Origin of the sequence: Rhizobium sp. CG5 (assembly GCF_023701945.1) — a bacterium.
Lineage (GTDB): Bacteria > Pseudomonadota > Alphaproteobacteria > Rhizobiales > Rhizobiaceae > Allorhizobium.
Genome location: NZ_JABAEF010000009.1, coordinates 59,976 through 72,932 on the forward strand (window position 1 = coordinate 59,976; position 12,957 = coordinate 72,932).

The 12,957-nt window shown below is 62.7% G+C and carries 12 protein-coding genes; 2 read left to right on the forward strand and 10 right to left on the reverse strand.

The features are described 5' to 3' along the window. Window positions 1-6: 6 nt before the first annotated feature. The 8 genes from HGO38_RS16030 to HGO38_RS16065 all read right to left on the reverse strand — a co-directional run bounded on the left by HGO38_RS16030 (window position 7) and on the right by HGO38_RS16065 (window position 8,851). Window positions 7-1,344 carry an LLM class flavin-dependent oxidoreductase gene (locus HGO38_RS16030; protein ID WP_250956906.1) on the reverse strand — a complete coding sequence of 446 codons (1,338 nt, stop codon included), beginning with the start codon at window positions 1,342-1,344 and terminating at the stop codon, window positions 7-9. A 134-nt stretch (window positions 1,345-1,478) separates the two neighbouring features. Next, a complete protein-coding gene (locus HGO38_RS16035; protein WP_250956907.1) occupies window positions 1,479-3,065 on the reverse strand; it encodes a copper resistance CopC/CopD family protein in 1,587 nt (528 codons plus the stop codon). 29 nt (window positions 3,066-3,094) lie between these two features. Beyond that, the gene (locus HGO38_RS16040; protein ID WP_250956908.1) at window positions 3,095-3,613 is read right to left on the reverse strand and encodes a YcnI family copper-binding membrane protein; all 519 of its coding nucleotides are present in this window, start codon (window positions 3,611-3,613) and stop codon (window positions 3,095-3,097) included. A 13-nt stretch (window positions 3,614-3,626) separates the two neighbouring features. Then, complete coding sequence (locus tag HGO38_RS16045; protein ID WP_250956909.1) at window positions 3,627-4,421, reverse strand: ABC transporter ATP-binding protein; 795 nt, start codon at window positions 4,419-4,421, stop codon at window positions 3,627-3,629. Beyond that, window positions 4,415-5,425, reverse strand: coding sequence for an ABC transporter permease (locus tag HGO38_RS16050; protein ID WP_250956910.1), 1,011 nt, complete (start codon window positions 5,423-5,425; stop codon window positions 4,415-4,417). Before HGO38_RS16050 ends, HGO38_RS16045 begins: the two co-directional genes overlap by 7 nt. A 14-nt stretch (window positions 5,426-5,439) precedes the next feature. Then, complete coding sequence (locus tag HGO38_RS16055; protein ID WP_250956911.1) at window positions 5,440-6,489, reverse strand: ABC transporter substrate-binding protein; 1,050 nt, start codon at window positions 6,487-6,489, stop codon at window positions 5,440-5,442. Between the two features lie 45 nt (window positions 6,490-6,534). Beyond that, entirely contained in the window at window positions 6,535-7,659 is a 1,125-nt protein-coding gene (locus HGO38_RS16060) for an LLM class flavin-dependent oxidoreductase (protein WP_250956912.1), read from the reverse strand. 22 nt (window positions 7,660-7,681) lie between these two features. Beyond that, a complete protein-coding gene (locus HGO38_RS16065; RefSeq protein ID WP_502941579.1) occupies window positions 7,682-8,851 on the reverse strand; it encodes an acyl-CoA dehydrogenase family protein in 1,170 nt (389 codons plus the stop codon). Between the two features lie 254 nt (window positions 8,852-9,105). Here HGO38_RS16065 and HGO38_RS16070 point away from each other — a divergent pair, with 254 nt between their 5' ends. Continuing rightward, window positions 9,106-9,783, forward strand: coding sequence for a peroxiredoxin-like family protein (locus tag HGO38_RS16070; RefSeq protein ID WP_250956914.1), 678 nt, complete (start codon window positions 9,106-9,108; stop codon window positions 9,781-9,783). A 22-nt stretch (window positions 9,784-9,805) separates the two neighbouring features. After that, the gene (locus HGO38_RS16075; RefSeq protein ID WP_502941580.1) at window positions 9,806-10,327 is read left to right on the forward strand and encodes a cupin domain-containing protein; all 522 of its coding nucleotides are present in this window, start codon (window positions 9,806-9,808) and stop codon (window positions 10,325-10,327) included. A gap of 178 nt (window positions 10,328-10,505) precedes the next feature. On the opposite strand, the gene HGO38_RS16080 is transcribed toward HGO38_RS16075, so the two are convergent. Then, window positions 10,506-11,735 (reverse strand): GNAT family N-acetyltransferase, encoded by a 1,230-nt coding sequence (locus tag HGO38_RS16080; RefSeq protein ID WP_250956915.1) that lies wholly within the window; start codon window positions 11,733-11,735, stop codon window positions 10,506-10,508. A 70-nt stretch (window positions 11,736-11,805) separates the two neighbouring features. Further along, window positions 11,806-12,951 (reverse strand): LLM class flavin-dependent oxidoreductase, encoded by a 1,146-nt coding sequence (locus HGO38_RS16085; RefSeq protein ID WP_250956916.1) that lies wholly within the window; start codon window positions 12,949-12,951, stop codon window positions 11,806-11,808. Window positions 12,952-12,957: the final 6 nt, after the last annotated feature.

Below are 12,957 nucleotides of genomic sequence, written 5' to 3' on the forward strand. Positions count from 1 at the left end.
GAGGCGTCATTCCGCCGCGTCGGCGACGGGTTGGCGGGCGTGGCGATTGGCGGGTGCGGGAATGCCGAGGTTTTCGCGGAAGGTCTCGCCCTCGTATTCCGTCCGGTACACACCGCGTTTCTGCAGGATTGGCACGACGGTCTCGACAAACACCTCAAGCTCCTTCGGCAAGGAGACATTGACGACGAAGCCGTCCGAACCCCGCTCTTCAAGCCAACGCTGAAAGGCGTCGGCAACTTGCTCGGGCGTGCCGACGAAATCCGTGCGCGGCGTGGCAAAGCGCAACGCCGTCTGGCGAAGCGTCAGGTTCTCGGCGAGGGCGGCGGCGATGATTTTGCCCGACGTGCTCTGGTTGCTGTTGGCGCCCTGTGCCGCCACGTCGGGGAATGGCGCATCGAGATCGTGCTGCAGAAAGTCATAGTCGTTGAACGGCCGGCCGAGCATCGACAGGGCGTTCTCAATGGAGGTGAGACCGGCGAATTCCTGATACTTGCGCTCAACCTCCTCCTCGGTGGAGCCGATCACGGGGCGGACACCCGGCAGGATGAACAGATGGTCCGGATCCCTGCCGGAGGCCGCCGCGCGGGTCTTGATGTCGTTGTAGTAGGTCTTGCCTTCCTCGATATTCTCGTGATGCACGAAGATCGCATCGGAACGACGGGCAGCGAAGTTCTTGCCGTCTTCGGAAGCGCCGGCCTGGAAAATCACCGGCTGGCCCTGGCGCGAACGGGCGATGTTCAACGGTCCCTTGACCTGGAAGAACTCGCCCTTGTGGTTCAGCGTGTGCAGCTTGGCGGGATCGAAAAATACGCCGCTCTGCTTGTCATGCACCAGGGCGTCGTCTTCCCATGAGTCCCAGAGACCCTGCACGACATCCAGATATTCTGCGGCCTGGCGATAGCGCGTGTCATGGGCCAGATGCTTCGACTTGCTGTAGTTTTCGGCGCTGCCTTCAAGCCAGGAGGTCACCACGTTCCAGCCGGCGCGGCCGCCGCTGATGTGGTCGAGCGAGGCAAACTGGCGAGCGACGTTGAAAGGTTCGGTGTAGCTGGTGGTGAGCGTTGCGACGAGGCCTATATGCGATGTAGCGCCGGCAAGCGCCGAGAGAATGGTCAGCGGCTCGAAACGGTTGAGATAGTGCGGACTGGACTTCGCGGTGATGAAGACGCTGTCGGCAACAAACAGGAAGTCGAACTTGGCGGCTTCTGCCAGCTGCGCCTGCTTCTTGTAATAGGCGAAGTTTGTGCTCGCTGTCGGATCGGCGTCGGGATGGCGCCAATCGCCCCATCCCATACCGACACCATGCAGCATGAACCCCAGCTTCAATTGACGTTTTGCCGACATACCGCTCTCCCGTGTTGCCAGACCAACATGAGAAAAGCTTATTGTATATAAAATCTATGTAATAGACATTATATTGCAATTTATCAAGTTTGAGGAGAATGGAATTCCGGTTTCAACGTCTCCGCAGGCACCGCCTAGCGGACCCGTGGCGTCACGTCGAAAATATCGGTCAGCGTGATCGATCGGAATTCGGTCACCAGAACGGTTGCTCGCACCACCCAGAAACCATCCAGCGGAAGCACGAATCCTTCGGCGCGAAACCGCTGATCGTCGATCCTGCGGGCCGGCTGGGTGAACGGGCCGATGCCATAGGAAGGTTTGCCGAGTTCGATTTCGACCGAGAGGGGATCGACCGGCTTGCCGTCCAGCTGGAGATCGCGGATCTCCACCACGGCAGGACCTGGAACGGCAGGGGTCAGCGTCAGGATGGCTGTCAGACCATCCTTGGTGGACCTGATCTCCTGCGACTGGGCAGTCGCTGCGGCAAGGGAGCGGGGCGGTGGCGTAAAACGCCAGAGACCTAGCACCCCGAGGACAAGACAGCCGAGAACGACCTCCACGACAATGCTGCGTCTCAGGTGCCGCGCGGCGGAAGCGCTTCCTGCAAGGACCGGCCCGGTCAGCCAGAAACGGTTGAACGCCCCAAGCGCCAGCAGGCCGGCAACAAGGACAAGCTTGGCCACCAGGACCAGGCCATAGGCGGTTGTCCACAGCGCCGCGAAGCTTTGCAATTGTACCACGGCCAGCACGATACCGGACAGCACCAGTATTCCGATGACGGCCGGAATGCCGGTCGAAAACCGCTTCAGGGCAAAGTCGGCATCATTGCCTCCCCGCAGAAGAAGCCGGCCCAACGGGATCAGCGCCCCGATCCACAGCGTGGCGGTGACCACATGCAGGAAGAGCGCCGGCTTGGTGAGCGTCACGGGCGATGCGGTCGCGGCGTGGCCCGCGCTGGCGGCCGCCACCCCGACGACCAGCAGGGCGACAGAGGCCAGCACCTTGGCCGTCCTCCCGCCCTGTATCGACCGGGCGGCATAGGCGAGAATTACGGCCGTCGCGCCGAGCAGGGCAGCATGGCCAAAGCTGGTGGCAAACAGTCCCGCGCTCCAGGTCGTGGCCTGGAGCAAGGCAAAGACCGGCTCGCCCAGCACATCCAAACCCTGGAAGCCGATCAGGATAGGTGTCGCCAGCAGGCCGGCAATCGTCAGCGTGATGGTCACGCGATCATCGATCAATCTGGTTCCACGCCCAAGCAGGATGGTAAACACGGTACCGCCGACGCCAAGCACCAGAGACAGCAGAAATATCAAGCGCGAAGCCCAAAGCCCCGATCTGACGACGATATCGGCCTGTTGGACGGTGACGGGTGCGACGGCGCTTGGTGCTCCCACGGAGAAAACCAGGCCGCCACCGATCGGGTGACCATCGGACGACGCCACCCTCCAGGACAGGATGTATGTTCCCTGCTCCAGATCGGCGGGGAGGGTCAACAGGATGGCGTTGCCCTTCTCGCCGATATCCCTGAGGAGATCGGTGCGTCCCGCCGGACGGGTAAGCCTGGCGACCAACGGCCGGACGGGCTCCGAGAAGTGCAACGTCACCGCCCTGGGAGGCATGTCCTCGACTGCCCCGTCGCTCGGCTCGGAGGCAATCAAACTCGCATGGGCAAACGCCGCGCCGACACATGCCAGAGACAGCAGCGCGGCAACAAGCGCCATTGCGGCCCATCTGGCCGGGCGTGCCACGGTCAGGGTTGAACGCGGACGGACGGAGCCGGGTACTTGAGATCGTCGGAAGAGGCGCCGGCAGCCGGTATCTCGATCCAGCGATCGGTGCCGCTTTCGCATTCCTGCACGATCGGAACGAAGATGCGGTCCGTGGCCGTCTTGCTCACCGTCGCCCGGAATACGAACTCGTCGTAATAGGCGTCCTCCAGCTTGCCGCCGGTCCAGGACACTTCCTTGACCTGTGCTGCGCCGCCATGGGCGTGGGCCGTCTCGGCGGAAGCCTTGTGCAGCTCGTCCGTGGCGATGGAAAGGTTCCAGCCCGGCTTTGGCTGCGGCTTGACCGATGTCAGTTGCTCGGGAATGGCGATGCGCAGGCCAGTTGTTGCCGAGCCGGAGCAGCCATGGGGCAGCCGCAGCACGAATTTCACCGTGGCGCCCGGCGCCACATCCTTGTTTTCCAGCGTCACATGGGCCTGTGCCGCGCTTGCAACGGCCATGATTGCGACAGCGATGAATGTTGAACTCTTGAAGGCTTTCATGTCTGCAACTTTCTTACCAGGTTGAGGCCAGACCGAGGTGGCCGAGGGCTTCGCGCCTCAGTTCGGCCAGCCGCGGATCGCCACGGTGACGGGGATAGGGAAGATCGACCTTGATATCGGCAACGATGCGCGCCGGGCGCGGCCCGAAGATGAGAACGCGCTGCGACAGGAACAGCGCCTCCTCGACATCGTGGGTGACGAGGATTGCCGTCAGTCCGGCCCGCTGCCAGAGGCTGACGAGTTCGGTCTGCATCGTCAGGCGGGTCAGGGAGTCGAGCTTGCCCAGCGGTTCGTCCAGCAGCAGCAGGCGCGGCTCGTTGACCAGCGCGCGGGCCAGAGCGACACGCTGCGACATGCCGCCGGACAGTTGGTGCGGATAGGCCTTGTCGAAGCCCTGCAGTCCCACCAGCTCGATGGCGTTGTCGACGCGCTGGCGCGACCGCTTCAGCACGCCCTGCGCCTCCAGTCCCAGCGCCACATTGTTCCAGACGGTGCGCCATGGAAACAGCGTCGGATCCTGGAATACCAGGATGCGGGAGGGATCGGGCTCGCCGATCTCGGTCCCATCGACGCTGAGCGTGCCCTTTGTCGGATGGTCCAGCCCGGCCAGAAGCCGGAGTAGTGTCGATTTCCCGCATCCGGACGGTCCAAGCAGAGCCACGAAGGATCCTGGCTCGACCGAGAAGTTCACATCGTCCAGCACCGGCAGCGGTGCGCCTTCCAGTTCGAACCGATGCGAGACGCCGCGGATGTCGATCTGCTGGCCGGCGGGGGCAAGATCCGCCGCCACAGTTTCGAGAGCTACCATCGGACAAGGCCTTTCTGCCAGGACAGCGACCAATCGCGGACGCGGAAGAGGATGGTGATCAACGTCGAGCACATCAGCGCCATGACCAGCAGCGCCGCATACATATTGGCGTAAGCCGCCCAGCCCTGAGCCCATTGCAGGTACCAGCCGAGGCCCGCCTTGACGCCCAGCATCTCGGCCACAACCAGAACGGCAAACGAGGTGCCGAGGCCCATGAAAAGTCCGACGAAGACATGGGGAAGTGCGGCGGGGATCGCAACCTTGAAGATCAGGAACAGCGGCTTGGCACCGAGCGTACGGGCAATGTCGTAATAGTCGCGATTGACGCTGGCGATGCCCGACCAGGTGAGAATGATCACCGGGAAGGCCGTGGCCAGCGCGATCAGGAAGACGCTGGCCGAACCGCTGGTCGGAAAGATGAAGAAGGCGAGCGGCAGCCAGGCCGTGGCCGGCAGTGGCCCGATCAGCCGCAGCACCGGATGCACCCAGTAGCTGGCCGCACGCGACCAGCCGATGGTCACGCCGGTCAGGAAGCCTGCGAGCGCGCCGAAGAAATAGCCCTTGGCCAGCAGCAGGACGGAATAGAACACGCTGGTGCCGAGCCGGCTCCAATCGTCGAAGAAGACTTCGAGAATGCTCTGCGGCGAGGAGAAGAACGGCACGGGCAGCAGGCCCGTCTTGGCGGTGACGATTTCCCAGCCTGCGACGATTGCGGCCGCGGCCAGGAACCATGGCCCATAATAGCGGACGACCAAGGAGAACTTGCCACCCAATCGGCCCGTTGCGGCGACGACGAACAGAAGCAGGGCGATCACCAGCGCACCCACGGCCAGCTCCCGGCCATAGGGTTGTGGAATGATCTCCGGCCACAGCTCGATGAGCGCTGCGGTGGCAACCCAGGCGAGGCCGGCCGCAAGGCCGGTCCACCACAATGAGGCTGCCGGGCGAACGGACGCGCTTTCGCCAAGCGCGCCGTCGGAGAGGGTCGGGTCAACGGAGGCCATGGTCGTGCCTCCCGTCAGGCCGAGAGCACGTCGGCATAGACCCGATCGGCAAACTGGGTCGGATCCGTCGAGTTCTTGAACACCTGCACGTCGCGCAGCTCCTGGGCATAGAGCGCGATTTCCTGGCGCAGGTCGGCGCCTGTGGGATTGTGGTTATGCGTCTGTGCCAGCAGAACACCGACCAGATCTTCGATCGATTTGTCCTTCGGTGCGTTCGGAAGGAAGGCCCTGGCGGCGTCTTCCGGCTTGGCCACGGTCCAGTCCTGGGCCTCCAGCAGGGCGCGGGTCAAGGCGGCGGCCGTTGGCTGGTCGTCGCGGATCAGGCTGCCGCGCAGGCCGACGATGCAGCAGACGCGGTTTTCGAAACCGTGGTCGAGATTGGAAGCGATCTGGATATATTTGGGGTCCTGCAGCCAGAAATAGGCCTTGGGATCGCCATCGGCGATGGCATGGACTTCACCCTTGTCGGCAGCCAGCTGCAGCAATTCGCCGGGATACTGGCGCCATTCGACGTCAGCGACCGGATCCAGGCCTTCCTTGTGCAGGAGGATCGAGAAGAAGTTCTTGCCGGGGCTGGCGAGGTCGGAGATCCCGATGGTCTTGCCCTTGAGCTGCGATAGCGTCGTGATGCCGGTCTCCTTCAATGCAACTAGGCGCGAGCATCCGCCGTGGGTACCGGCGGTAATCTTGACGTCAAAACCCTGTTCCAACGCTTTCAGCCAGCGCAGCGCCATGCCCACGCCGCCATCGGCCTTGCCCGTCGCGATGGCTTCCAGCAGCGCTTCGGTCGACGCACCGAAATTGACGAGTTCGACGTCCAGGCCGTATTTCCTGAAGATGCCGTGGTCCTGCGCGACGAAAACGGGGGCCAGGCAGATGGCCGAAGCATTGGTGGCGAACTTGATCTTCTTCAGCTCGCCGACGGGCGCGGCCGTCTGCGCCAGAAGGCTGCCGGCGGAAAATGCCCCCAGCGGCGCGGCGATGCCCAGCGCGCCGGCGGTTCTCAGAAACGAACGGCGATCGAAGCTATTGCGGGAAATCAGGCTGTTAACTTGGCTGCTCATGTCGGAAGCCTCCTGCCATCGCGGCGTTTGAGAAAAGACGAAAAGTTATTCTGCTGCCTGCACGCCGATGGTGCCGGCATCGCGGGCTGCCACTAGAGCCCTCAGACGCGGGATCAGATCACGCCCGTACTGGAAGGCATCCTCCAGCGGATCGAAGCCGCGGATAAGGAAGGTGGTGATGCCAAGGTCGTAATAGTCCAGCAGTGCCTCGGCCACCTGGTCCGGCGTGCCCACCAGCGAGGTGGAATTGCCGCTTGCCCCGGTCAGCGCCGCCATCTCGGTCCACAGCCGCTTGTCGAGCCGTGCGCCTTGAGCCGCAGCGGCCAGCAGCCGGCGCGAGCCTTCGTTCGGCGGCTGGTGATCGCCGGCTTTCGCATGGATGTTGATCAGCCGTTCGCCCGACGCCGTTGCGCGCAGGGTTTTCGCCCTTTCGAGAAGTCGGGCAGCCTTGGCCCAGGCCTCCTCCTCGGTTTCGGCAAGGATCGGCCGCAGCGACAGGCTGAAGCGCGGGGAGCGGCCATAGGGCGCTGCCGCTTGGCGTACGCGGTGGATGGTTTCCGCCACCTGCGCATGGGTCTCTCCCCAGAGCGCGTAGATATCGGCATGCTTCCCGGCAATCGTCAGTGCGGCCTCGGAAGACCCGCCGAAATAGATCGGGATCCCCTCGGAATTGAGCGGCTTCACATTGGAGAAACCGCCGTTCACATGGTAATAGGTGCCATCATAGTCGAACGGCTTCTCACTGGTCCATTCCTGGCGAACGATGTCGAGATACTCGCTGGTGCGGGCGTAGCGCTCGTCCTTGGTCAGGTGATCCCCGTCCTGGGCCAGTTCCCGGTCGTCACCGCCGGTGATGATATGCACGGATACCCGGCCGTTGCTGAGATGATCGAGCGTGGCGAGTTGCCGTGCCGCCAGTGTCGGCGCCGTGAAACCGGGTCGGTGCGCAATCATCAGCTTCAGCTTGCGGGTACGCGCCGCCACGTGCTGGGCAATGAGGATGCTTTCCGGCGACGTGGAATGGAACGCGAAAAGCACGCGGTCGAAACCGCCGTTTTCATGGATCGCCGCCGCCGCCGCGATATGCTCCGCATTGATGACCGGGCTTGCGGCCGGTATCGTCTCGGAAGCGTTGTGATTGCCGATATATCCGATGATTTCGACTGGCATTGTCTCTCTCCTGATCAGAGGGCTAGAGCCCGAGGGCAAGTCTGCCTGCCCCTGTTCGAACGGTGTCTTCCTGGGGACTGTGAATGCGGCCGCACAGCACGTCGCGATGATGGCGCTCGAGCGGGTTGTTGCGGGAAATGCCGTGATTGCCCGTCAGCTTCAGGGCCTTCTCGACAGCGAGAATGGCATTTTCCGTGGTGACGACCTTGATCAAGCCGGATTCCGATTGGCTCACGCCGCGGCCCTCGTCGATATCGCGCGCCGCCGAAGCGATCAGGCGCCGGTTGACCGCCAGCAGTTCCTCGATTTCGCCAACGGCCTGCTGGATGCGCGGTACCGTGGACAGGGGCTGGCCAAGATTGCTTGGCACTCTGTTCTGCAAGAAGCCGACCAGCCAGTCGCGCGCGGCTTCCGCAACGCCGGTGTAGAGCGCACCGGGTAGCATGCCAAACCATGCCGCCTGGCCTTCGCCCCTTGCGTCCCATTCGGATGGCGGCCGGATATCGACGGCGTGATCGGTTGGGACGAAGACCTCTTGCAAAACCACGTCGTGGCTGCCCGTGGCACGCATGCCCAGCGGGTTCCAGGTTTTCTCGATGCGAAAGCCTGGCGAATTGACGGGAACCAGAAAACCGCCGAGCCGCACGTTTTCCTCGTCGGTCCGGGCCCAGACGATAGCCCAGGTCAGACCCTCGACGCCGGTCGAATAGATCTTGCGGCCGCTGATCGACCAGCCACCGTCCACGCGCCGGGCGGTCGTCGCCGGCAGACCGCCGCGTATCGGCGTTCCGAGTTCGGGCTCGACACGCAGCGCGTTGATCAGCGCACCCTTCTCAACCGCGTCGGCGATGACTTGGCGAACGAGATGGGCGGGCCAGCGGCTTGCGGGAAGGGTGGCAAGATTGATGTACTGCATGATGAGGATCAAGGCAGTGGAGGGTTCGCCCCTCGCGATGAGGCGAATGACCTCCGCGGTGTCGCCAAGGCTCGCGCCATGTCCGCCAAGCTCCGATGGAGCCGTAAGTGCCGAAAGGCCCGCAACGTGCACCAGCCTTAAGTTTTCATGCGGAAATGTCGCACTCTCGTCGTATTGTCCGGCAGTTCCGGCGAAGGCCAGAGACAGATCACGAGCGACGTCCAGCGTTCGGCTCAACGGTCTTTCCGCCAAGGTACGGAGCGGTGTCACGGTCATAGGCTGGGATCTCCAGAGATCGACGTCGCCGATATCGATTGAGCGGCAATTATGCCCGCAGCCTCGACATCTCTTTAATTGATAATATCTATGGACAATATATATAAAAGAGATCGAACTTGTGATCTTGGGTAGCAATTTAGAAAATCCTGCCCCTTCTCTTGCGAATTATCAAAAAACATCCCTCGTTTGCGCCGAGCTCGGCAACATATGATCAGAGCGCCGCTACGAAACGCCCCTAAAGGAAACAGATCATGGCCTCGGAACCGTCCCTCAATCAGGCGCTTTCTGACTTTCAGGAGAAACGCGCGGCCAGCATGCCGGCCGAAAAGCTGAAGGTGAATGTCGATCAGCGTCGCCTGCTGGTCGAGACCGCCGATCGCACGCGCTTCGTCAAGGCAGGAGACAGCTTGGAGCCCTTCACCTTGACCGAGGTGGACGAGGGCCCGCAGACCCTGGATGATCTGCTGCAGCGCGGACCGCTGGTGCTCGTTTTCTTCCGCTTTGCCGGCTGCCCTGCCTGCAATATCGCGCTGCCTTATTACAACCAGTCTTTGGCGCCTGAACTCGCAAGGCTTGGCGCGACGCTGGTCGGCGTCAGCCCGCAGGTGCCGGAGAAACTTCGGGACATCAAGGATCGCCACACGCTGTCCTTCAAGATCGCTACGGACGCCGACAATGTGCTCGCCCATCGCTTCGGTATCGTCTACGCTTTCGATGAGCCGTCGCGCCGGCAGTCGCTGCAAAGCGGCAGTTCCATCGGCGAGGTCACGGGCACCGGAACCTGGGAACTGCCCATGCCGGCGGTCGTCGTCATCGACCAGAGCGCCGTGGTCCGATTTGCCGATGTCAGCCCGGATTGGCTGGTGCGGACGGAGCCGACGGATGTCGTGGCCGCGGTTCGCGATCTTGAATCGCGCGCGGCCGCCTGAGCCTGCAGAAGTGGAGACTATCGTGACCGACCACCATCATCCCCATGACCATGATCATGATCATAGCCATGAGCATTCCAATGAACCACGCTGGAAGCACGACGGTATTCGTGTGATCAAAGGCGACCAACTCGATCCCAACACGGCCCAGACGCCCGGCATGCTGCGCCAGGCGGCCATCAACCATGCTCGTGTCGGGGCCCAGAAGATCTGGGCCGGCACGGTGGCGATCGAGCCCAATGCCAAGACCGGCGTTCATCATCACGGCGAACTTGAAAGCGTAATCTTCGTCATCCGCGGCAAGGCGCGCATGCGCTGGGGCGATCGCCTGGAATTCGTCGCCGAGGCAGGTCCTGGAGATTTCATCTTCGTGCCGCCGTATGTGCCGCATCAGGAAATCAACGCCGATCCCGACAATGTGCTGGAATGCGTCCTGGTCCGCTCCGACAACGAGGCGGTCGTCGTCAACATCACGGATATTGATCCGGTGGAGAACCCCGAGCAGGTCTACTGGGTGGACCCAATCCACCGCCATCCGGGTTGAGGCGAATCTCACGAGAGGAAAAAGGTGTCGATCTCACGGTTACCCCGGTAGTGCCGTAGAAATCCGTTCAGTTCGGCCGCCATTGCGCTGCAATTTTCGATTGAGCGCCTTGTCGCGAGGTCGCACAATACATCCGCCGCAAAATTAAACGGCTCGCGAACAGTGATGTGCATGGTTGTTAGAACGATATGCCTGAATGCGGCCGGCAACTGGTGGCAAAAAGGCGGTCAAGTTGCTCCGTCACGTCCGCGGAGGCTGTCTTGATGCGCCCTGCCGCATGAAGATTTGCTGCCGATTGTGCGCCAAAGATCAGTGTGGTCAGCTCTGCGATCGCGACGTGAGCCTCCGGCTTGCTGTTGCTGCGTTCCGCACCCTGTGGTCCGAGGGACCAGACGCCGCGATTGTCAGGGAATACCTCATCCTCGACCGCAATCGCGATCTGGCGCGAGCCGCCATAGGAGCGGGCGACAAGTAGGGCTTCAAGGTTGAGGGGCCGTACCCAGCTTTCGTCGCGCTGGCCGGATATTTCCAGGGTCCGCGGATTGTGCAGGAGGAGCGGCAACGGATCATCCACGGGCCGGGACGGAAAGACGGCCCGGTGCAGAATGTCCTGCCTGAAGAGATAGCCAATGAGGCATTGCCAGGCTTCGTTGTCGTGGGCGACAAGGTCGTCGATGACGACACTGCGACGCGGCGACGTGAACCAGTTGTCCGCACTTTCGACATGGAACCGCAAGAAGCCGCGCTCATTGCCTTCGGGTCCGACGACGACGGCGTGATGGGGCGTTGGGCCATGGATGGTACGGTACTCCTGGATGGCCCGCCAGCTGTCCCAGCGCGACAGTGTTGCGGGTCGTGGCGCCGGGTCGGCTTCAGCGATTTGCCTGAACAGGGGGAAGCTGTCGCGAACATCGACGATGCGGAGGCCTTCGCGTGGCGGGGAGACTGCAAGTGCGGCGCGGCTCAGATCGAGTTCGTGCTGGACCGACCAGGAGGCAACGCCATAGCCGTGGCGGCCATAGATGCGGGCATCCGATGCCCTTAAACCTGCGACTACATAGCCGTCCGCACGGGCGCGACGAAGCTGCTCTGTCAGGAGCTGTCGCGCGATCCCGCGGCGTGTCGCGTCCGGAGCGACGCCGACATGGGTAACGGAAAGGTGTTTGACGCGTCCGCCACCGGGCAGGACGATCGACGAATCGTAGCCGTTGACCACCCCTCGCAGATCATCGCCCTCGAAGCCACCCAACGGCTTGCCCCCTGCCAGATAGCGGGCTTCGGTTTCAGGGCTGCTACGACCCAAATCACCTATTCCCAGCAGAGCCTGGCGAAACAGCGCAAAGGCCTTCCGGCGATCGCCGTCACCCTTCAGCGTGCGGATGTCAATGCGAGCGTTGTCTAATGTCATGTTGCGGCTTTCGGTGGATCAATGTTCAGCGCCAAGGAAAATTCCGGGATGCGACGGCATAGGCCGCTCCTCAGAACTGCGGTGAGACCGGAGCGAGAAGGCCCCGCGTCCTAAGCAGCGCGGCGGCGCCCTCGCCGAAATGCCAGGCCTCCTCGACATGGGGCTGGCCGGAGAGAATGAAGTGATCGAAACCGACGCGATGATAGGCCTCGATGAGGTCGGCGACCTGTTTGTGGCTTCCGACAAGCGCCGTACCCGCTCCCCCGCGCACCAAGCCATAACCGGCCCACAGGCCAGGATGGATTTCCAGTTCGCGGGCCGAAGCGGGCACGCCTTCGCGACCCCGATGGAGTGAGGACATTTGGCTCTGGGCTATCGATTCGGATTTTGCGAGGAGTTCCTGGGCCTTGCGAACATGCTCCGGCGAAAGCCAGGACAGAAGCTTGTCGGCCGTGGCCCAGGCTTCGTCCTCCGTGTCGCGGGAAATGACATGCAGGCGGACGCCGAAGCGCAACGAGCGACCTCGGGCAGCTGCCCGCGCTTTCAGAGCGGCTATGTTTTCGGCCTCGATGGCGGGCGGGCGCCCCCAGACGAGGTAGACGTCCGCCTGCGCGGCCGCCACCTCCTGGGCCGCGGGGCTCGCGCCGCCAAAGAAGATCTGCGGCAGGCCATACGGACTGGCACCGATGCTGGCTTCGCGGATGTCGTAATGCTTGCCCTTGAACGAGAAAGGCTGATCCGCAGATGCGGACGTGACCCCACGCACCACGGCGAGGAATTCTCCCGTTCTTTCATAGCGGGCGTCATGATCCAAATGGTCGCCGAAGCGCGCCTGCTCGAAGCGATCACCCCCCGTGACGACATTGAGGAGCAGCCGTCCCCCGGTCATGCGCTGGAAGGTTGCCGCCTGGTGGGCGACGAGCGTTGGCGAAATGAGTCCGGGCCTGAAGGCGACCAGGAACTTCAGTCGCTCCGTTTCGCGGGAAAGTGCGGCGGTGGCAATCCAGGCATCTTCGCACCAGGTGCCGGTTGGCGTCAGAACGGCATGAAACTTTTGTGCCTCGGCGGCACGGGCCACTTCGCTGAGATAAGCGAGCGTCGGGGCGCGGAAGCCACCGGAAAATTCCACGAGATGGCTATCGTTTCCCGAGCCGGTCAGTCCCCGGCTGTCGCCATTGGTGGGCAGATACCAGTGAAGATGGATATTGCCGCTCATGCCGGA